Below are 21,080 nucleotides of genomic sequence, written 5' to 3' on the forward strand. Positions count from 1 at the left end.
GTCTATTATCGGAACCAACGTTCCGCCGCCTACCCAAATTGCGGAAATTTGGCCGAGGGCTGTCAGAACAGCTGGATCGGCGCTTGTAGCGGCAGCGAACATGCTGGCGGCAGAACCGGCTAGAGAAATTCCGGAAAATCCTGAGCCGTCAAGACCTGTAATAGCCCCGGCGAATGTCAGGACAATCGCGGCAATGGCGGGAGACAGGGGAACGGAATGGGCAACAGCCAATCCGAGGTCGTTTACAATTCTGTTCGAGAATCCCGGAATGTCGGCCGTCAAAACTTCCTTAAAACCTGTATCGCCCAGGTAGAAAAAAGCGGCAATCGGAATGACGGGGGCAAACACTTTAAAACCGAATTGAAACCCGTGAATGAAATAAGCGGTGATTTTCTCAAGGCAGCGGTGCTTGTAGACGATAAAATGGATAAGAATGAGGACGAAAACGGCTGTTCCGCCGATTAGCGCTGTCGCTTCTTCTCCTTGGAGGTCTAGGATCAACATAAGGGCAATATCGCCGATGAATATCATCGGCACGACGAATGCGAGCCATTTTCTCGCAGCCGGACCAAGCAGCGGTTCGGGAGCGTCTTGCTGCACGCCGGCCGGATCAATCCCTGAAACTGTGCGCTCCTTTTTCAGCATGAAAAAGGCTGTAACCGTCGTTGTCAAACCCATGACGAGGACGAGCGGAACACTTGCGGCCATCACTTCTGCAACCGGGACACCAGCCGCATCACTCGTCAGTTTTGGCGCTGCTTGAATAATGAAATCTCCTGACAGGGCGAAGCCGTGGCCGAACAAATTCATCGCTGCCGCCGTGGCTATCGGTGAAAGGCCGGCTTTAAGCGCAGCGGGCAAAAGCACGGCTCCGACGAGAGCAACGGCAGGGGAAGGCCAGAAAAAGGATGAAATGATAAACATCAGAGCTCCGGTAATCCAGTAGGCCAGAGCAGGCCCTTTTATCCACTTGGCGATGGGGGTGATCATCGTTTCATGAATCCCCGATTTGGTCAGGAGCTCACTCATGGAAACAACGAAGCAAATGATAAAAATGGTCGGGAGAAGTTCGCGGGCTGCATAGATTAAGCTGTTAAATACGCCGATGACAGAAGCGCTGAAGGAATGGGTCGCCATTAGGGAAATGAAAAACACTCCGGCAAGCGAGATGCATGTCGTGTCAAGGCGGAGAAGCATAAACACAAGAATGGCGGCAATGAACGCCAAATACAAAAAATGAACGGACGTCAGTTCAAGATCCATTTCCAATCCCCCTGTATCATGACCTCATACAGCTTATTCCTGGGCTGCAAGAGTGTGAAGGAGGGCCATTTCCCCGGAAATAAAAAAACTGCCGAAAAGGCAGTTATTGGACGGAATGATAGGAAGAAATATAGGACGGCCTGGAAAAGATCGTTCCGCCTTTGTTGATTCCTGCTGAAGATTGTTCTTTTTTGTGTGCTTCTTTGAATGAGTTTGAATTTTTCCAATCCTGAAAGGCCTGTTCTGATTCCCAGAGCGATAACACGATATAGGTGTCGCTTTCTTGCGGCCTGAGCACGCGAAGCGCTTTAAACCCCGGCTGATTTTCGATTTTTCCCGCCCTGTTTTTAAAACGGGTTTCAAACAAAGGTCTGCCTTCAGGTGTCACAGGGATGTTGTTGAGGACGACAAAACCGGACTCTCCCAATTCCCCGGACCGGTCGATGATTTCGTAGCGGTGAGGAGCCTGGAAAACGCTCTCTCCTTCCGTTTCGTGAAAAAGAAGCGCAGAATCGTAGCTTTTCATAAACAGCATGTTTTCAAGACCGTGTTTTTCAGCGATCTTTTTTAAAAAATCAACGGTTCCGTATGTCATGTAAAAATTCATTTTACCCACCCCTTTTCTGATAGTATAACAAAAGGCCGTTTTAAAATTCTATCAAGGAAATGAATAAATGCGAAAACATAATCTGAAGAAAAAATTCCCATACTAGCTATAGAAAGGAATGAGGTGAACAGATGAAAAAAAGATTTTTCATTCCAATTATCATAACTGCTGCCATTATCCTATTATCATTAATCGGCTATATTACGATCATTTTTCTGGGGGATTACGTCATTGATGAAAAGAAGCTGATTTTCCATGCTTCTTCTAAAATCGTCGACCAAAATGGTGAAGAGGTCGCAAGCCTTTATACCGAAAACAGAAGACCGGTTTCCATCGATGAAGTGCCGGATAACGTTCAACATGCGTTCATCGCTGTTGAAGATCAACGCTTTTATGAGCACCATGGCATCGACTTTAAATCGGTGACGAGGGCCGTCTACAAAGATATATTAGCCGGCGGCAAAGTAGAAGGTGGAAGCACGATCACACAGCAGCTGGCTAAAAATATTTTTTTAACAAATGACAAAACGTTTTTAAGAAAAACAAAAGAAGTCATCATCGCGATTAATTTAGAACGGGATTACAGCAAGGACAAGCTCCTTGAAATGTACTTGAACCAGCTTTATTTCGGACACGGTGTTTACGGGATTCAGGCGGCCGCAAACTATTTTTTCGATAAAGATGTAAAAGATTTAACAGCGGCCGAAGGAGCGGTTCTCGCCTCGATTCCCAAGGCGCCGAGCACATATTCACCCATTCTCCACCCGGATAAAAGCAGAGAGAGGCGCAATGTCGTCCTCAGCATGATGAATGAGCAGGGGTATCTCAGCTCAAAAGAAACGGTCAGGGCGCAGGGAAGCACGCTGGGCCTTCACGTAAAAGAAAAATCAAAAACGCCTTGGCTCGACAGCTATATTGACCTTGTCATGAAAGAGGCGGAAGACAAATATTCCATTTCAAGCGAGCAGCTCCTTCAAGGCGGATACACGATCACTGTACCGCTTGACACCTCAATCCAAAAAGCAGCCTATACGCTGATGAAAGAGGACGGCTATTTTCCGGGTACAGACAATAAAGCCGAAGGCAGCGCCGTTTTTATCGACAATAAGACAGGCGGTGTTGTTGCAGCTCTCGGAGGGAGGGATTATCTTCCGAAGGGCTATAACAGAGCGACCGCTCCGCGGCAGCCCGGCTCGACGTTCAAGCCTCTTGCCGTCTACGGGCCGGCTCTTGAAGAAAAGCTCTATAAACCGTATTCTCTGCTTGAAGATAAACAGCTTTCATATGAAGGCGGCTACTCCCCGAAAAATTATGACGGAAAGTATGAAGGAAAAGTCTCGATGGTGGATGCTTTGACATACAGTAAAAACGCTCCCGCTGTTTGGACGCTGAATGAGATCGGTGTTGAAACCGTCAAGCCTTATCTCAGCCGTTTGGGGATGAACCTTCCTGATGACGGCCTCGCGCTGGGGCTGGGCGGGCTTGAAACAGGCGTATCGCCGCTTGAACTCGCCGGCGCATACAGGACATTTGCCAATTCAGGAAAATATGATGAGCCGTTCTTTATTAAAAAAATTACGGATGAGACCGGGAATGTGCTGTACCGCCATCAAGAAAAACCGGAAAAGGTTTTTAGCAAACAGACGGCCTGGAACATGACGCGCATGCTTCAAGAGGTTGTCAAAAGCGGAACCGGGAAAGCCGGCGAATTTTCTGGAGAGGTGGCCGGGAAAACGGGTTCCACTACGTTTACCGGTAAAGAAGGCGGTACAAAAGACGCCTGGTTTGCCGGCTATACCCCCGAAGTGACAGGGGCTGTCTGGATGGGCTATGACAGGACGGATAAAACCCATTATTTAAAAGGCGGAAGCTCTTATCCGACAAGGCTGTTTAAAGACATATTAAAACGCTCCGGCCAGCAGCCGTCCGCATTTCAAAAACCGGAAGGGATCAAGGATCTGGACCGTCCGATTCATCTTGAAGACCTGGAAATCGCGACAGCAGACTACACCTTTTCACCTATGGGACTGATTACGGTGTCACTAAAATGGCATGAACAAGAGGATAAAAGAGCCGAATACCGAATATATGAAAAGAAAAACGGAAAAGAAACATTGATCGATACCGTAAAAGGAACGGGAAGCTATGACATCCCGTATGCCAATGTTTTTTCCGGTGCTTCATACAAAATTGTTCCATACAATCCGCAAACGAAAACAGAGGGGGAAGGGACCGATTTTATCGAACCGAATATATTTCCTTCGGGTCATTAGGAACACGAAATTCATCAATTTTTTGAACAATAAGTCTCATGAGTATACCGTTCAGCAAAAAAACGGTATATTTGAAGGAGTAATTTTGCGAACGTATGGTTGCAGCTTGAAAGGTGGAAATCAGTGTGAAAAACGACAATGCTTTTAATGACGCGTTTTTAAAAGCGTGCCGCGGAGAAAAAACCGCCCATGTGCCCGTTTGGTACATGAGGCAGGCCGGCAGATCGCAGCCGGAATACCGGGCGTTAAAAGAAAAATACGGACTGTTTGACATTACGCATCAGCCTGAGCTGTGCGCTTATGTGACAAGGCTTCCTGTCGAACAGTACGGGGTGGATGCGGCGATTCTTTATAAGGACATCATGACACCGCTTCCAGGAATTGGCGTAGACGTTGAGATTAAAAACGGAATCGGCCCTGTGATCGATCAGCCGATCACTTCGCTTGCCGATGTTGAAAAACTCGGCGAGCTTGAGCCGGATGAACATATTCCCTATATTCTCGAGACGATCAGACTGCTGACTAAGGAGCAGCTGAACGTCCCGCTGATCGGTTTTACAGGTGCGCCGTTTACATTGGCAAGCTATATGATCGAAGGCGGTCCATCTAAAAACTACAATAAAACAAAAGCGTTTATGTACAGTCAGCCTGAGGCGTGGTTTAAATTGATGAAAAAACTGGGCGAAATGGCGGCCGTTTATGTGAAGGCGCAAATCCGCGCCGGCGCAAAAGCGATTCAGGTGTTTGATTCATGGGTCGGAGCGTTGAATGCGGCTGACTACCGCCGCTACATCAAACCGACGATGGATGTGTTGTTTAAAGAGCTTAAACAAGAAGGTGTGCCATTGATCATGTTCGGTGTTGGCGCAAGCCACCTTGCCCGCGACTGGCATGACCTTTCCCTCGACGTCGTCGGCCTGGACTGGCGGATGAGCATTCAGGAAGCAAGGGACAAAGGGCTGACCAAAACCCTCCAGGGAAATCTCGATCCGTCGATTCTGCTTGCGCCGTGGGATGTCATCGAGGCGAGAACAAAGGAAATTCTCGATCAGGGCCTGCTGACAGATCGGTTTATTTTCAACCTCGGCCACGGTATCTTCCCTGAGGTGAGCCCTGAGACGCTGAAAAAGTTAACGGCATTTGTTCATGAGTATTCCGCCTCCAAAAAATCGAGCCTGATTTCATGAGCATTTCAGTTGGTCTTTACGACCTGAACTGTCAAAATACGAATAGATAAAGATCTGTAAAGAGGTGTTCATGTTGGGTAAAAAGAAAATGGGGCTTCTCGTCATGGCATACGGAACGCCATACAAGGAAGAAGACATTGAACGTTATTACACGCATATCAGGAGAGGCAGAAAACCTGAGCCGGACATGCTTCAGGACTTGAAAGACCGCTATCAGGCGATCGGCGGCATTTCCCCGCTGGCGAAGATTACCGGCGAGCAGACAAGTCAGCTTGAAAAGCGCTTAAACGAGATGCAGGATGATGTGACCTTTAAAGCGTATATCGGTCTTAAGCATATTGAGCCGTTTATTGAAGACGCCGTTCAGGACATGCATAAAGACGGCATAACAGAAGCGGTCAGCATCGTCCTGGCGCCCCACTTTTCCACATTCAGCGTCCAGTCATACAACAAGCGGGCAAAGGAGGAAGCGGATAAGCTGGGCATCAAGATCACATCGATTAACAGCTGGTATGATGAGCCGAAATTTATCAGCTACTGGGCGGATCAAATCAAAAAAACGTACGCGCAAATGCCGCCTCTAGAAAGGGATAACGCTGTCCTGATCGTATCGGCCCACAGCCTGCCCGAAAAAATCGTTGATTTAGGAGATCCATATCCGGATCAGCTCAAAGAATCAGCCCGCCTTATCGCTGAACAAGCGGGTGTGGCGGATTATGCGGTCGGCTGGCAAAGCGAAGGCAACACTCCTGATCCTTGGCTTGGACCTGATGTGCAGGATTTGACGCGGGACTTATCAGAGCAAAAAGGCTACAGCGCTTTTGTCTACGCGCCTGTCGGTTTTGTGGCCGACCATTTGGAAGTCCTGTACGATAACGACTATGAATGCAAAGTTGTCACAGATGATGTCGGAGCCAGCTACTACAGGCCGGAAATGCCTAATGCAAAACCGCAATTTATCGACGCATTAGCAGATGTTGTGCTGAAAGAATTGGACAAAGAAGAACAGTAAAGAAGGCGATTTTATATGAGTGGAGAACGCAGGAAGATTGTCATTATCGGCGGCGGTATTACCGGGTTGGCCGCCGCCTTCTACTTGGAAAAGGAAATCAAAACGAACGGCCTTCCGGCTGAAGTGACGCTTGTTGAGGCGAGTCCGAGATTAGGCGGAAAGATTCAGACCGTCCACAAAGACGGATATGTAATTGAGAGGGGCCCGGATTCATTTTTGGAACGAAAACAGAGCGCTCCGCAGCTTGTCAAAGATCTCGGACTCGAGCATTTGCTTGTCAACAATGCGACAGGCCAGTCTTATGTTCTCGTCAATGAGACGCTCTATCCGATCCCGGAGGGGGCTGTAATGGGTGTGCCGACGAAAATCGGGCCTTTTTTGACAACCGGCCTGTTTTCTTTTCAGGGAAAGCTGAGGGCGGGGATGGATTTGCTTCTTCCCGCAAGCAAGCCTCAGGAAGACCAGTCGCTCGGTGAGTTTTTCAGAAGACGCGTCGGCGGGGAAGTGGTTGAAAACCTGATTGAGCCGCTGCTCTCAGGCATTTATGCCGGAGATATCGACCGCCTCAGCCTGATGTCAACCTTCCCGCAGTTCTACCAGACCGAGCAGAAATACAGAAGCTTGATCGTCGGTATGAAAAAGTCGCGCGGCCGTCAAGGCAGCCAAAAGCCGGCGGGCAAAAAGAAAGGCCAGTTTCAAACCTTGAAAACCGGACTGCAGACCATTGTAGAAGAACTGGAAAAACAGCTTGAACGGACAAAGATTTACAAAGGCACAAAAGTAGTCAAGATCAAGCACGCCGCAGGCGGATACAGCTTGAAGCTTGACAACGGAACCGTGCTCGACGCCGATGCAGCCGTGGTCACCGCTCCGCATAAAGCCGTTTCGCAAATGTTTCAAGATGAAGATTGGCTGAAAGGTCTGCAGAAAATGGTTTCGACATCTGTCGCCAATGTGGCGCTGGGCTTTCCAGAGGAAGCTGTCCAGATGGAGCATCAAGGCACAGGCTTCGTCATTTCAAGAAACAGTGACTTCTCTATCACCGCCTGCACATGGACAAACAAAAAATGGCCGAGCACCACGCCGGAAGGCAAAGTTCTGTTAAGGGCTTACGTCGGCAAAGCCGGTGATGAGTCGGTTGTCGAGCAGTCGGACAAAGAAATGGTCAAGATCGTGCTCGACGATCTGAAACGGATCATGAACATCGAAGGCGAGCCGGAAATGAGCTGTATCACAAGATGGAATGAAGCCATGCCGCAGTATCATGTCGGCCATCAAAAAAGAATAAAAGAAATACGGGAAGGGCTTCAAACCTCGTATCCCGGAATTTTTGTGACAGGCGCTTCTTTTGAAGGTGTCGGAATTCCGGATTGCATCGATCAAGGCAAACAAGCCGTCAAAGATGTTCTTTCCCACCTGTTTGAAAAAGCAGAATAAGAGCAAAGCTGACCGACCGAAATCGGCGGCTTTTTTTTTGCCCTTTTCATGATCACATAATCAAAGGCTGGATATGGAAAAACTAACATTTAAATCATTTGCATTTCGCTTGCGGATGTGGTAAATTACTCTCTGTACTTATTGACCAAAATGTTCAAATAGTCATTTTTGGGGTGAGAAAGCATGAGCAAAGACCGGAAAATACTGATTATTGAAGCGGCGACAAAATCATTCACACAATTTGGATACAAAGCGACGACAATGGATTTAGTGGCAAAGCTTGCAAATGTCGGGAAGGGCACCATCTATACCTTTTTCAAAAATAAGGAGGAACTGTTCGGCGAAATTTTTTCATCGCTGCTGATTGAAATGAAGCAAACGGCAGATCAAGCGATCGACCCTGAACTGCCGTTTCATGAAAATGCTCATCGCGCGATGATGGCCATTTTGGAGTACAGAAAGAAACATCAGCTGACGATTAAAATCTTTCAGGAGGCAACGGAGCTGGGCACCCCCGCCGCCCGGGAAGTGACTGAAAAGCTGGAGCGGATGGTGATCAACTACATTAAGAAAAAAATAAAAGAAGCGGTTAAAAATGACGATATAAGACCGTGTGATCCCGAACTGAACGCATTTGTCATTTTTAAGCTTTACATTGCGCTTATCTTTGATTGGGAAAGACACCATGAACCGCTGAAGAAAGAAGAAATTGCAGAAATGCTGAAAATGTATATTTTAAAAGGATTGTCAAACTAGATAATCCTTCCTTTTTTTAGGTGTGCGGCCAAATCGATAGATCCGGCCGTTGATTAGGAGGCGTATCAACCATGAATGTTTTAAAAAACCAGTGGAGAGAACTGATCACAAATAAAAAACTGCTCATCTCTGTCATCGGGGTTCTCTTTATTCCGCTGATCTACAGCAGCGTTTTTTTGGCGGCATACTGGGACCCTTACGGACACGTTGATCAGCTGCCTGTAGCGGTCATCAACTCTGATAAGGGAACAACATATGAAGGAAAAGACCTTCACATCGGCGATGATCTTGTTAAAGAACTGAAAGAAAATGATAAATTTGACTGGCATTTTACAACGAAAGATGAAGCGCTGCAAGGCCTGCAAAATGAAGAATATTATATGGTTGTGGAAATTCCTGAAAACTTCTCAAAAAACGCCAGCACTGTGTTGGACAAAAAGCCGAAAAAGCTTGATCTGATTTATCATACAAACGCCGGACGCAACTATGTCGGCGCTCAGATCAGCGACAAGGCGATTGAGCAGCTGCAGCATTCAGTCGGCTCGGAAATCAGCGAACAGTACGTCAAAGTGATCTTTGATAACTTCGGTAAGATTGCAAAAGGTCTGGGAGAAGCAAGCGCTGGAGCCGGAAAGCTTGATAAAGGCTTAAAGGATGCAAAAGACGGCAGCGAAAAGATCAAAAAGGGTCTGGAAGAATTGGCGAAAAGCCAGCTGCAGTTTAACAAAGACGGCATGGAGAAGTTCGGTAAGGCGTTTCATACGCTCAATGAAAAAATCCATGACCTTGATTCTGCCCTCGGACAGTTCCAGGAAAAAAGCGGTCAGCTGTACAGCGGTGCACAAGAGCTTCAGCAAGGCATGCCGCAGCTGGTGGCAGGCTTAGAGCAGCTCAATGACAAGGCCCAGCAAATCAGCAAATTCGAACAATCGATTTCAGATGAGAAGATTGCGCAGCTGGAAAAGGCGCTCACAAACGCCGAGAAGGCGAAAAAAGACATCGGCCAAATGTCAAACGACTTGACACAGCTGGAACAAGCATTGAAAAACCAAAAAACTGAAGTCAAACAAATTATTGAATCAAGCAACATGCTGACAAAAGAACAAAAAGCGGCTCTTTCAAAACAGGTCGATCAGCGGATGGGAGAGGTGAAACTCCCTGAACTGGAACAGCTGAAAGAGCGGATTCCGGATATGAGCAAGCTTCCTGATCTTTCTGTTATGAAACAGCAGCTTCAGGAGCTTAAAAAGTTCCCTTCCCAGGCGAACCAGCTTTATACCGGATCGGTAAAGATCCAAAAAGGACTCGACACCTTGACAAACGGGCTTGGGGCTTATAACGAAAAGTTCGCAGAAGCGAAAAGCGGGTCTTCAAAGATTGCCGAAGGCAGCCAGACATTGACCGGCAAGTTTGGCGAACTGCAAAGCTCATCCAAGAAGCTGGAGGATGCTTCTTTCAAGCTGTCTGACGCAATGAAGAATTTGGACGATGGGCTTGGCAAGCTGAAAGACGGCAGCGGGGAGCTTTCCGACAAGCTGTCTGATGCGGCGGATGAGACGGGTGATATCAAAGCCGGGGAAAAGAACTATAATATGTTTTCTGATCCTGTGGATGTCAAAGGCGACAAGATCGATCCGGTATCAAATTACGGCACAGGATTGACCCCGTACATTTTATCGCTCGGATTATTTGTCGGCGCCCTCATGATCACCGTTGTGTTTGATGTCAAACAACCTTCAAGCAAGCCCGAATCGGCGTTTGGCTGGTTCATCAGCAAATTCAGCGTGCTTCTTCCAGTTGGTATTCTGCAAGCGGTCATCGCCTGCACGATTATTCTTTGGGGAATCGGACTTGAAGTGCAAAGCGTCTGGAGATTTTATTTGTTCAGCATCATTATGAGTATTACCTGTCTTGCGCTCATTCAATTTTTGGCGGCGACGATGGGAAATCCCGGCCGGTTCATCGCCGTTATTCTGCTCGTCCTGCAGCTTGGCGGAAGCGGCGGAACATTCCCGATCGCCCTCGTTCCAAAATTCTTCCAAGTGATTCATGCGGCGCTGCCGATGACTTACAGCATTGCAGGCTACAGAGCGGTGATTTCAAGCGGAGATTACGGTTATATGTGGGAACAGGCCGCTGTCCTCGGCGGTGTTGCCCTGCTCATGATGGCTTTAACGCTCATCTATTTTAAAGTGCTGCTCAGCAAAGGAAAAATCGAGGAGCAGCCTGCATAAGGAAAAAACACCTTTTTAGCCCTTTATAGGTCTAAAAAGGTGTTTTTTTTATGCCGGAAACTGTTCAGCTGCCAATCCTCTTTCTCCTGTTTTAGGAAACAGGCACACCCCATTTCACAAGCAGTCCGGTATATGTAAAGCCTCCGCCAAAGCCGAAAAGGAGCAGTGTGTCTCCAGTTTTGAGTTTTCCGTTTTTCACGGCTTCATCAAGTGCAAGGACAATCGAAGCGGAAGACGTATTGCCAAACCATTCAACACTTGTCAGCGCTTTTTCAATCGGGATTCCCGATTTTTCGCAGATCGATTCGATCATCCGCAAATTTGCGCTGTGCGGTACGAACCAATCGATGTTTTCAAGAGACATTTCCGCTTGTTCGAGCAGTGCATGAATGCCCTCTGGTACGGTGCGGACAGCCCATTTGTATACTTCACGCCCGTTTTGAACCATTTTCCCTTCTCCTGCAAGCGGATCTCCTTTTAGATCACTTCTCAAGCCGGTCCTGTACAAGTGCCGGGCGCCGTCGCCTTTCGTGCCTTGGACAAATGTGATGAAGTCTGCAGCTGTTTCATCATGCTCGACAAGCAGTGCGCCGGCCCCGTCCCCAAACAATACGCATGATGAGCGGTCTGTATAATCGGTCACTTTTGATAATGTCTCACCGGCAACCACAAGGACTTTCCGGTGCAATCCCGAAGTGATGAGCCCGTTGGCCATGTGCAGGCCGTATGTTAACCCGGCACATGTTGCATTGACATCGACCGCACCGGTATCCGACCATCCGAAATGCTCCTGAATTTGGCAGGCTGTGCTCGGAAACGCGTAGTCGGCCGTTGTTGTGGAGACGATGATCATATCGACATCATCAAGTGTGCCGTGATATCTGTTTTGTAAATTTTCTATCGCCTGAATGCAAAGGTCTGATGTGAATTCCTGTTCGTCAGCCAGCCGTCTTTCTTTCATGCCCGTCCGCTGTGTGATCCATTCATCAGAAGTGTCAACGATTTTTTCCAAGTCCTCGTTTGTCAGCCGCTTTTTGGGAACATAGCTCCCAATGGCCGAGATTCGCGCTTTTGATAAAGTTTTCATGAACTCACTCTCCTTATTTATATTATATCATCAAGTATTAGTATCTGGTACTAATTTGTTATTATGAGGTATACTATAGACATCCAAAGATAGGGGGAATGAAGATGTCATCTGTCGAGGAAACAATGGAGCTTATCAAAGAGCTTGTCTCGATTCCGAGCCCGACCGGAAATACATATGAGATCATACACTATATCGACCAGCTGCTAAAGAAAGAAGGGATTGAAACAAGGCTCAATCATAAAGGCGGGCTGATCGCGACGATTCCCGGGCGCGACAGGACACGCCACCGGATGCTGACGGCGCATGTTGATACACTTGGCGCAATGGTGAAAGAGATTAAGTCAGACGGAAGGCTGAAAATAGACTTAATCGGCGGCTTTCATTACAATTCGATCGAAGGTGAATATTGCAGAATTGAAACGGCTTCCGGAAAAACATACACGGGCACGATCTTAATGCATCAAACATCTGTTCATGTATATAAAGACGCCGGGAAAGCCGAACGGAACCAGAAAAACATGGAGGTCCGCATTGATGAGCCTGTCCGGGATGAAAAAGACACCAGGGCGCTCGGCATTAATGTAGGGGATTTTATTTCCTTTGATCCGCGGGTTGAAATCACGCGGAGCGGATTTATCAAATCGCGGCATTTGGATGATAAAGCAAGCGTCGCTCTTTTGCTGCAGCTGATCAAAACGATTCATAATAAAAAGATCATATTGCCTTACACAACCCACTTTTTGATTTCGAACAACGAAGAAATCGGTTATGGCGGCAATTCGAACATACCGCCTGAAACAGTCGAATACATGGCCGTTGATATGGGGGCGATCGGTGATGGACAATCGACGGATGAATATACGGTATCCATTTGTGTCAAGGATGCCAGCGGCCCGTATCATTTCGGTCTCAGAAAACGCCTGACCGAAATTTGTGAGAAGCATGGGATCAAATATAAGCTTGATATTTACCCGTACTACGGATCGGACGCTTCGGCTGCCATCAAAGCAGGCCATGACATCGTCCACGGGCTGATCGGCCCGGGAATCGACGCATCCCACGCATTTGAAAGGACGCACCGGACATCTCTGGAGCATACGGCAAACCTTTTGTATCACTACGTGCAGTCGGAAATGGTTTGAGTTCTCGCAAAAAACTCCCAAGGATCGATCCCTTGGGAGAAAAGTTGTGGAAGTCATCTTTTTTCAGGCGTGACCTTTAAACAATTACAGTTCAGGAAGAACGGCCAGAGGAGCAGACTTTCACAGGGGATCCATGCACGTAGCCGGCATGCCTTCCTGATTTGTGAGCGCCGATTTAAAAACCGATCACGAATGTGAAGGGTTGTCGGCAATCTTAATAGAATGACTTACCAGAAGTCATAATGCTTTTTCTTTTTGCAGTGGTCATAGCCATAATCGAATTTCTTATAGTCGTAGTCATAATATTTCTTATAGCAAGGATAGTAGTAGTAATAATAATAGTAGTAGTATTTCTTGCAGTCGTGGTCTTTCTTATGATAGTCGTAATCGTAGTCAAAGTCCTTCTTGCAGTGATCATGATAGTAATACATGATAACTTCCCTCCTGTTCTTATTTGAAGTACAGTACATCGTATGTCAATAGAAGGAAGCTGATTGGACAGGTTTCTTGATTAAATCGTATATTTTTAAAAAAAACGTATGTTTTCCGATAAAGGGAATACATACGTTTTTTCATGCCGTCAGCTGGACATTTTCATGTCAGCGGGTTCAGTTTTATTCAATTCAGCATGTCCTTTGACGGCGTCATATTCGCCTTCCCATTTAGACATGACAACCGCCGCAAGGGCGTTTCCGGTTAGGTTGACAACCGTCCGCGCCATGTCCATAATCCGGTCGACGCCGGCGATAAAGGCAAGACCTTCTACAGGGATGTTGAAGGTTCCAAGCGTCGCCAGAAGAACGACAAACGATGTGCCGGGAACCGCGGCCATCCCTTTTGATGTGACCATCAATACGAGAATCAATGTGAGCTGCTGGACAATGGACAGATCAATCCCATACGCCTGCGCCAAGAACAAGGCGGCGATCGCCTGATACAGGACAGAACCATCCAGGTTGAATGTATAGCCGATCGGTATGACGAAGGAAACGATGCCTTTCGGACAGCCGATTTTCTCCATTTTTTCCATCACGCGGGGCAGGACGGTTTCAGAACTTGAAGTGCTGTAGGCAAGGAGAAGTTCGTCTTTTAAGTATGCCAAAAATTTAAAAATGCTGATGCCGGCCAGTTTGGCGACGATGCCGAAGACGATAATCAGGAAGAAAGCCAGCGCGAAATAGACCAGTAAAACGAGCTTTCCCAGCGACATGAGTGACGAAAAACCGAATTTGGAGACCGTCACACCAATTAAGGCAAAAACGCCGAACGGTGCGAATTTCATGACAATATTGACGACATGAAACATAGCGTGGGAAGTTGCTTCAAAAAAAGACAGCACAGGTTTTCCTTTTTCCCCTATTGCTGCAACCCCAAGGGCGAAAAGGACGGTGAAGCAAATGATCGCCAGAATGTCTCCTTCGGCGAGAGATTGGAAAAAGTTTGTCGGTACAATATGTAAAAAAGTGTCTGCGACCGATTTTGTGCCCGCTTCTTTTTCCGTTTGGACGTATTGGCTGATATCCGTCTTTTCGGCACCCGAAAAATTGACGCCGTGTCCTGGCTGAATAACGTTTGCCAAGAGCAGTCCGAGAACAATGGCAAACGTGGTAATGATCTCAAAGTAAAGAATCGTCCGAAAGCCGAGTCTGCCGACTTTTTTGCCGCTTCCGGCTCCCGCAACCCCAACGATCAAGCTGGATACGACAATTGGAATCACGATCATCTTGATGAGTCTTAAAAATAAGTCACCGACAGGCTGAAGATATGTTGCTACAGCGGGGTTTCCAAACCAAATAGCTCCCACTGCCACACCTAAAATCAGCCCGAGGAATATTTGCGTGGCTAAGCCGATTTTCATTCTTTTCATAGATGCCCTCCCAACAAGTATGTAATTATACTAAAATATTAAATTCGAGATCGTAAATTAAGTATAGCGAAAGAAAAAGCAGCTCGTCCATTAAAAAAATAACATCTGAATATATCGAAAATTCAGATATGAGATCATTTACACAGCTCAAAATCAAACAGGCTCCGAAAGCGGAGCCTATTTTCCCAACCCAGATAGTAAAATGTTATTAAGATAATGAATTTTGACAAAAATCTCTCACTTTATGACTAACTTTGTGACAAAAAAACACCCCGGGGAGCAATTGTCCGCCGAAGTGTATGTCTTAGCATTTATAAATCTTTTAAATTGAGACATTTAGAACACGTATTTCCGTAGCATTCGTGCTGCTCATCAATTTCATTGCCGCATTTGGAACATTTTTTTGAAGGTAAATTTCTGAAAAATTCTGTGATTTTGCCCAGCATTTCAATTCCTCCAATTCGTTTGTTGATTACATTGTATTATAACAGTTTGCGAAAAATCAATATCTGTTTTATGGCAAAACATAAAACATGCAATTTTTAAGAAAAATGGGTATATTGAATAGGGGGACTAAACTCATAAACAATGAGGTGTAAGCAGGATGAAGATCACTGTTATCGGGTGCTATGGAGGGTTTCCGGCCGCAAATGAAGCGACTTCAGGTTATTTGCTTCAATCAGGGAATCGTTCGGTCTTAATCGATTGCGGCAGCGCGGTGTTATCGAAGCTGCAGCAGTTTTTGCCTGTTGAAAAGCTTGATGCCGTTGTGTTATCCCATTATCACCACGACCATATTGCAGACATCGGGCCATTGCAATTTGCCAAACTCGTCGGTTCATTCCTTGGAAAAGGGGAGAATGCGCTTCCGATTTACGGACATCCTTTTGATGAAGAACAGTTTTCAAGGCTTACATATAAAACGCATACTGCGGGCTTGTCATATGATCCCGATCAGCCCTTGACAATCGGTCCGTTTACATTCACATTTTTGAAAACGGTCCATCCTGTCGACTGTTTTGCGATGCGGATTACCGACGGTGTCCACTCGGTCGTTTATACCGCGGATTCGAGCTTTCAGGAAGCGTTCATTCCTTTTAGCGAAGGGGCGGATCTCGTCATCAGCGAGTGCAATTTTTATGCCGGACAGGATGGCGCATCAGCCGGGCATATGAACAGCCTTGAAGCGGGCCGGATCGCAGCGGAAGCCGGAGCGGGGCATCTTTTGTTGACACACCTTCCGCATTTCGGTGAGCATCGGATGCTTGTGGAAGAGGCCAAAACCGTATACAAGGGCGGCGTTGATCTGGCACACACCGGCTATGTGTGGGGAGATGAGAAGGAGGAAGGAAAACATGCTGTTTATCGATAATCAACATATCACAGATCCGCGGATCAATCTGGCCATTGAGGAATATTGCTTAAAGCATCTTGATCCGGAAGAGACTTATCTGCTGTTTTATATCAATCAGCCGTCGATCATCATCGGCAAAAATCAAAATACAATCGAGGAAATCAATACGAAGTATGTCGATGAAAACGGGATCATCGTTGTCCGCAGACTTTCAGGCGGCGGAGCCGTCTACCATGATCTCGGAAACTTGAACTTCAGCTTTATTACGAAGGATGACGGCAACAGCTTTCATAACTTCAAAAAGTTCACCGAGCCCGTTGTCGCAGCCTTAAAGCGCCTTGGCGTCGACGCTGAGCTGAGCGGGCGGAACGATCTGATGGCAAACGGCCGGAAAATTTCCGGCAATGCGCAATTTTCAACGAAAGGCAGAATGTTCAGCCATGGCACGCTTTTATTTGATTCAGAAATAGAGAACGTTGTCTCCGCATTGAAGGTAAAGAAAGATAAAATCGAATCAAAGGGCATTAAATCGATTAGAAGCCGCGTGGCCAACATCAGCGAGTTTCTCGAGCAGAAGATGACGACAGAGGAATTCAGGAGCCTCCTGCTTCGCTACATTTTCGATACGGAGGATGAAATTCCGGAGTACAAGTTGACGGAAAAAGATTGGGAAATCATTCAGCAAATCTCAAAAGAACGCTATCAAAACTGGGATTGGAACTACGGAAAATCGCCGAAGTTCAACCTCCAGCATTCAAAGCGTTTTACAGCCGGATCGATTGACATCCGCCTTGAAGTGCACAAAGGCGTCATCCATGAATGCAACATTTACGGCGACTTTTTCGGTGTCGGCGATGTCGGAGAAATCGAAGACAAGCTGACAGGCATTCAATATGAAAGAAAAGCGATTGAAGAAGCCCTGCAGGGTGTTGATATTCAACATTACTTCGGAAACATTCAAAAAGAAGAATTTTTCGATCTCGTATACTAGAGGGAGCGCGCCCATACCCTTGGGCATGCTTCCTTCTTTTAAACACAGGAGTTATGGAAGATATTTCCCTTCGGCTCTTGAGTGTTTTCTCGTCATTTACTATAATGGGAATAGATTTTGATTATCACAAAATGAATGGTTATTCATTCATTTTTAAGGGGTGGGAGAATGAATTTAGTTTCAAAGCTAGGGGAAACAGCCCGGTCAAAGCCTGACCGAACCGCTTATATTTTTGGGGAACAGACGGAAACCTACGGAGGATTGCAGCAAAAGATCGATTGTTTCGCAGGGGGTTTGCAGGAAATAGGGGTTGAAAAAGGAGATCATGTCGCACTGCTTCTCGGCAATACACCGCACTTTGTGATTTCATTTTATGGAGCGCTGAAAGCCGGAGCCGTTGTCATTCCGATTAATCCGGCCTATACGCCGACGGAAATCGGCTATATGCTCACCAATGGTGATGCAAAAGTGATTGTGGCTGCAGGGCAGCTTCTTCCATTGTATGAAAAGATGCACGAATCCCTCCAAAAGGTCGAGCATGTCGTACTGTGTGAAACGGGAGAGCCTCTTCAAGAATCGGCCAACATAGAAGTCCGCATGAAATTGAAATCGTTTGCAAATATGATGAAGCCATCCGAAAAGTCTTTTCCTGACATCCAAAGTGAAGATACAGCCGCGATTCTCTATACGTCTGGAACGACGGGGAAACCGAAGGGCGCGATGCTGTCCCATCAAAATCTGTTTTCAAATGCGAATGATACGGCGCAATACTTGACGATGAATGAAGCCGATCTTGTCGTCGCCGCTCTGCCGATGTTCCACGTGTTCTGTTTGACGGTCTGCATGAATGCGCCGCTGATGAACGGCGCCGCGATTTTAATCGTACCGAAGTTCAGTCCGGCGGCTGTTTTTAAACTAGTCAAGAAGCATCAGGCAACAATATTCTCCGGTGTTCCGACGATGTACAACTATCTGTATCAGTATGAGGAGGCCGATGGGAACGGGTTTGCCTCTGTCAGGCTTTGCATTTCCGGAGGTGCGGCCATGCCTGTAGCCCTTTTGAAAAGCTTTGAGGAGAAGTTCAACGTCCTCGTTTTGGAAGGCTACGGGCTCTCTGAAGCATCGCCTGTAACATGTTTTAATCCGTTCAGCACAGGCCGCAAACCCGGCTCGATCGGCACCAACATTCTGAATGTGAGAAACAAGGTGGTCAATGAGCTGGGAGAGGAGCTTCCACCAGGCCAGGTCGGCGAACTGATCGTCAAGGGGCCGAACGTCATGAAAGGCTACTACAAAATGCCGGAAGAAACGGCGCATACGATTAAAGACGGTTGGCTGTATACGGGAGATTTGGCTAAACGGGATGAGGACGGCTATTTCTATATTGTCGACCGAAAAAAAGACATGATTATCGTCGGCGGCTACAATGTTTATCCGCGGGAAGTCGAAGAAGTGCTTTACCGGCATCCGGAAGTTGCGGAAGCGGTGGTCATCGGCGTTCCTGACCCGAATACAGGGGAAGCCGTGCAATGCTATGTCGTTCCTAGAACGAAGACGCTGACAGAAGATGAGGTTTTTTTACATTGCAAGAAGCATCTTGCCAAATACAAACGGCCGTCAGCAATCGTTTTCATGGAAGAAATTCCGAAAAATTCGACGGGGAAAATTTTAAGACGCGCTTTAAAGGACATGCTGACAAAGCAATCTTAGCAGAAAAAGGGACGCGAGCCTGCGTCCCTTTTTGCAATCTTTTGATGAGAACGGCTTTGTCTTTCCTATTGAGGTGAAAGTAAGTTGCATCTTCGTTCTTCAAAATCACAGCTTCATCTTCCTTCAGCCAGACCGTGAAACGCACCCTGTGGGTATCGTTCATTTTGATATCGCCGCGGTAATCCGGGGCGGACAGTTCATGAGCCGTGGTTTTCTTCATTCTTTTCCCTTTGTTGAACACATCCAGCATCTCATTTATTTCTCGCCTTTCTTCAATCCTGATCGTTTTTCCGTTTTTTTCTGCCGGCACGAGCGTGATTTCTTCGGCATTTCTTGCATCAAAAGGATCTGCCATCAGGCTGAATATATAAAAAACACTAAGTGATAAAATACCGAAAAAAAGCACGATGCCCATTATTTTTTTCAGAATGATCACCTCATGTCTCAAGTTTTTCCGCGCACATATCTTTTCATCCTGAAAAATTATGCTATAATGTTCATTAAATTATACAAATGTTCAATTTATTATAAGGAGATGAAAGATGAATTCCATCGAACAGCAGGTTGCCGAAAATATCAAAAGGCTTCGAAAAATCCGCAACTACAGCCTTGATCAATTATCAAATCTAACCGGTGTCAGCAAAGGAATGCTCGCGCAAATCGAAAAAGGCGCTTCAAGCCCGACGATCACCACGCTGTGGAAAATCGCCAACGGCCTGCAAGTTTCTTTTACGTCGTTGGCCGAAAAACCGGCCGGGGAACCGACAATCGTTCGCAGGCTCGAGAAAACGCCTGTGATGGCCGGTGAAGACAAATATGCGGCTTACCCGCATTTTCCGTTCGATCAAAAAAAGAAATTCGAAATCTTTTACATTGAACTGCTGCCGGGCTGCATGCATGAGTCTGAGCCTCATCACGGAGGAATCGAAGAATATGTGCTCGTCTCCAAAGGGACGGTCGCCGTGGATGCGGGAGGCTACAGCTGTGAATTACATGAAGGCGATGCCATGCATTTTACCGCCAATACTGTCCACAGCTATCAGAACCATACGGAACAGACCGCATCATGCTATACATTAATTTATTATCCGTAAGAGGTGTCAAGATGGGAACAAAGCGTTCACTCACATTTATGGACGGACTGCGATCAGGGGTTTCGCTTGCAGTCGGCTACATTCCGGTTGCCCTGACATTCGGGCTTTTGGCAAAAACAACGGGCTTGTCGATTTTCGAGACGTTTTTAATGAGCGCGCTTGTTTTCGGCGGGGCGTCCCAGTACATGTCACTGAGCATGCTCGCCGTTCAAACCGGAATCATTGAAATTATCATGACGACTTTTATTGTCAACATTAGGCACTTTTTATTCTCCGCTTCTTTAAACCAGCTCGTGGAAAAGGATTCATCCTGGAAAAAAGCGTTCTACGCCTTTTTTGCGGTGACGGACGAATCGTTTACGGTCGCTGCTTTAAGAAATGAAAGACTGACGACGTCATACATGATGGGGCTTGGTTCGATCGGCTATGTAAGCTGGGTTGTTTGGAGTGCCGCCGGCCATGCACTTGGCGCGGCCATGCCGGCAGTATTGCAGGAGAGCATGAGCATTGCCCTTTATGCGATGTTCATCGGGCTTCTTGTGCCCGCATTAAAAAAACAGAGAAAAGTGCTTTTTTTGGCCGGTTCGGCAGGGGTGCTCAACACCGCTATCCAGTTGAACGGCTTATTGTCCTCGGGCTGGTCGATTGTATGTGCTACGCTTTTATCGGCCGTTCTGATTGAATGGCTTGATCAAATGAGAACAGAGGGGAAGAGAAAATATGTCTAGTCATCACATCATCTGGATGATTCTCGGGATGGCTCTTGTTACATATGTGCCGCGGATGATCCCTTTAGTCGCACTTGAAAATCTGAAGCTTCCCGGATTTTTAGAGCGCGTCCTCAAGAACGTGCCGTATGCGGTGCTCGGCGCATTGATTTTTCCGGGCGTTTTTTTTGTCCAAAGCGGCATGCTTTACGGACTTGCCGGCGCTCTCATCGCTTTTTTATTCGCCTATTTGGGAGCGAGCGTCATCATTGTCGTCACAGGTACGATTTTGACGCTTGCCGGAACGGGATTGTTCCTCTCATTGTAAGGCTTGGTTCTAACTTTTTGCTAAAAAG

The 21,080-nt window shown here is 46.9% G+C and carries 19 protein-coding genes and 1 pseudogene; 13 read left to right on the plus strand and 7 right to left on the minus strand.

Features of this window, described 5'->3' with window-relative positions; genetic code table 11:
* Nucleotides 1-9: 9 nt before the first annotated feature.
* Both P3X63_RS05995 and P3X63_RS06000 read right to left on the minus strand, forming a co-directional pair.
* Nucleotides 10-1,263: pseudogene (locus P3X63_RS05995) on the minus strand (hypothetical protein); the annotation flags it as partial.
* 103 nt (nucleotides 1,264-1,366) lie between these two features.
* On the minus strand, nucleotides 1,367-1,870 hold the full coding sequence (locus P3X63_RS06000; protein WP_026586273.1) for an antibiotic biosynthesis monooxygenase family protein: 504 nt from the start codon (nucleotides 1,868-1,870) through the stop codon (nucleotides 1,367-1,369).
* A 131-nt stretch (nucleotides 1,871-2,001) separates the two neighbouring features.
* Here P3X63_RS06000 and P3X63_RS06005 point away from each other — a divergent pair, with 131 nt between their 5' ends.
* From P3X63_RS06005 to P3X63_RS06030, 6 genes are all read left to right on the plus strand, one after another.
* Nucleotides 2,002-4,143 carry a transglycosylase domain-containing protein gene (locus P3X63_RS06005; protein ID WP_277692596.1) on the plus strand — a complete coding sequence of 714 codons (2,142 nt, stop codon included), beginning with the start codon at nucleotides 2,002-2,004 and terminating at the stop codon, nucleotides 4,141-4,143.
* A 125-nt stretch (nucleotides 4,144-4,268) separates the two neighbouring features.
* Nucleotides 4,269-5,330, plus strand: a complete 1,062-nt coding sequence (hemE, locus tag P3X63_RS06010; RefSeq protein WP_026586275.1) for a uroporphyrinogen decarboxylase — start codon at nucleotides 4,269-4,271, stop codon at nucleotides 5,328-5,330.
* A gap of 73 nt (nucleotides 5,331-5,403) precedes the next feature.
* A complete protein-coding gene (hemH, locus tag P3X63_RS06015) occupies nucleotides 5,404-6,342 on the plus strand; it encodes a ferrochelatase (protein ID WP_077737244.1) in 939 nt (312 codons plus the stop codon).
* Nucleotides 6,343-6,357: 15 nt separating this feature from the next.
* Nucleotides 6,358-7,779 carry a protoporphyrinogen oxidase gene (gene hemY / locus P3X63_RS06020; protein WP_026586277.1) on the plus strand — a complete coding sequence of 474 codons (1,422 nt, stop codon included), beginning with the start codon at nucleotides 6,358-6,360 and terminating at the stop codon, nucleotides 7,777-7,779.
* A gap of 183 nt (nucleotides 7,780-7,962) precedes the next feature.
* Complete coding sequence (locus P3X63_RS06025) at nucleotides 7,963-8,535, plus strand: TetR/AcrR family transcriptional regulator (RefSeq protein WP_026586278.1); 573 nt, start codon at nucleotides 7,963-7,965, stop codon at nucleotides 8,533-8,535.
* 71 nt (nucleotides 8,536-8,606) lie between these two features.
* The gene (locus P3X63_RS06030) at nucleotides 8,607-10,769 is read left to right on the plus strand and encodes a YhgE/Pip domain-containing protein (protein WP_077737105.1); all 2,163 of its coding nucleotides are present in this window, start codon (nucleotides 8,607-8,609) and stop codon (nucleotides 10,767-10,769) included.
* A gap of 91 nt (nucleotides 10,770-10,860) precedes the next feature.
* Here the strand turns inward: P3X63_RS06030 and P3X63_RS06035 are convergent, their stop codons facing one another.
* Complete coding sequence (locus P3X63_RS06035) at nucleotides 10,861-11,856, minus strand: ketoacyl-ACP synthase III (protein ID WP_077737104.1); 996 nt, start codon at nucleotides 11,854-11,856, stop codon at nucleotides 10,861-10,863.
* 104 nt (nucleotides 11,857-11,960) lie between these two features.
* Here P3X63_RS06035 and P3X63_RS06040 point away from each other — a divergent pair, with 104 nt between their 5' ends.
* A complete protein-coding gene (locus P3X63_RS06040; protein ID WP_026586281.1) occupies nucleotides 11,961-13,001 on the plus strand; it encodes a M42 family metallopeptidase in 1,041 nt (346 codons plus the stop codon).
* A gap of 227 nt (nucleotides 13,002-13,228) precedes the next feature.
* Here the strand turns inward: P3X63_RS06040 and P3X63_RS06045 are convergent, their stop codons facing one another.
* From P3X63_RS06045 to yhfH, 3 genes are all read right to left on the minus strand, one after another.
* Nucleotides 13,229-13,432 carry a hypothetical protein gene (locus tag P3X63_RS06045; protein ID WP_035427978.1) on the minus strand — a complete coding sequence of 68 codons (204 nt, stop codon included), beginning with the start codon at nucleotides 13,430-13,432 and terminating at the stop codon, nucleotides 13,229-13,231.
* 149 nt (nucleotides 13,433-13,581) lie between these two features.
* Nucleotides 13,582-14,868 (minus strand): glutamate/proton symporter GltT, encoded by a 1,287-nt coding sequence (locus P3X63_RS06050; protein WP_077737103.1) that lies wholly within the window; start codon nucleotides 14,866-14,868, stop codon nucleotides 13,582-13,584.
* A gap of 311 nt (nucleotides 14,869-15,179) precedes the next feature.
* Nucleotides 15,180-15,314 (minus strand): protein YhfH, encoded by a 135-nt coding sequence (gene yhfH / locus P3X63_RS06055; RefSeq protein ID WP_077737102.1) that lies wholly within the window; start codon nucleotides 15,312-15,314, stop codon nucleotides 15,180-15,182.
* A 158-nt stretch (nucleotides 15,315-15,472) separates the two neighbouring features.
* Here yhfH and P3X63_RS06060 point away from each other — a divergent pair, with 158 nt between their 5' ends.
* The 3 genes from P3X63_RS06060 (at nucleotide 15,473) to P3X63_RS06070 (ending at nucleotide 18,923) form a co-directional block, all read left to right on the plus strand.
* Nucleotides 15,473-16,240 (plus strand): MBL fold metallo-hydrolase, encoded by a 768-nt coding sequence (locus P3X63_RS06060; protein ID WP_026586284.1) that lies wholly within the window; start codon nucleotides 15,473-15,475, stop codon nucleotides 16,238-16,240.
* Nucleotides 16,224-17,213 (plus strand): lipoate--protein ligase, encoded by a 990-nt coding sequence (gene lplA, locus P3X63_RS06065; RefSeq protein ID WP_026586285.1) that lies wholly within the window; start codon nucleotides 16,224-16,226, stop codon nucleotides 17,211-17,213. Before P3X63_RS06060 ends, lplA begins: the two co-directional genes overlap by 17 nt.
* Before the next feature lie 168 nt (nucleotides 17,214-17,381).
* Nucleotides 17,382-18,923 (plus strand): fatty acid--CoA ligase family protein, encoded by a 1,542-nt coding sequence (locus P3X63_RS06070; RefSeq protein ID WP_026586286.1) that lies wholly within the window; start codon nucleotides 17,382-17,384, stop codon nucleotides 18,921-18,923.
* On the opposite strand, the gene P3X63_RS06075 is transcribed toward P3X63_RS06070, so the two are convergent.
* Nucleotides 18,844-19,359: a YhfM domain-containing protein gene (locus tag P3X63_RS06075; RefSeq protein ID WP_277692597.1), complete on the minus strand. Its 516-nt coding sequence runs from the start codon at nucleotides 19,357-19,359 to the stop codon at nucleotides 18,844-18,846. The genes P3X63_RS06070 and P3X63_RS06075 overlap by 80 nt on opposite strands.
* 106 nt (nucleotides 19,360-19,465) lie before the next feature.
* On the opposite strand from P3X63_RS06075, the gene P3X63_RS06080 reads away from it, so the two are divergent.
* From P3X63_RS06080 to P3X63_RS06090, 3 genes are read left to right on the plus strand one after another with little or no spacing between them, the layout of a single operon-like run.
* Nucleotides 19,466-20,017 (plus strand): helix-turn-helix domain-containing protein, encoded by a 552-nt coding sequence (locus P3X63_RS06080; RefSeq protein ID WP_077737100.1) that lies wholly within the window; start codon nucleotides 19,466-19,468, stop codon nucleotides 20,015-20,017.
* A gap of 11 nt (nucleotides 20,018-20,028) precedes the next feature.
* The gene (locus P3X63_RS06085) at nucleotides 20,029-20,745 is read left to right on the plus strand and encodes an AzlC family ABC transporter permease (RefSeq protein WP_026586288.1); all 717 of its coding nucleotides are present in this window, start codon (nucleotides 20,029-20,031) and stop codon (nucleotides 20,743-20,745) included.
* On the plus strand, nucleotides 20,738-21,052 hold the full coding sequence (locus P3X63_RS06090; protein WP_026586289.1) for an AzlD domain-containing protein: 315 nt from the start codon (nucleotides 20,738-20,740) through the stop codon (nucleotides 21,050-21,052). The genes P3X63_RS06085 and P3X63_RS06090 overlap by 8 nt, the downstream gene beginning before the upstream one ends.
* The last annotated feature ends 28 nt before the right edge of the window (nucleotides 21,053-21,080 follow it).

Source organism: Bacillus sp. HSf4, from assembly GCF_029537375.1.
GTDB classification, from domain to species: Bacteria; Bacillota; Bacilli; order Bacillales; family Bacillaceae; genus Bacillus; species Bacillus sonorensis_A.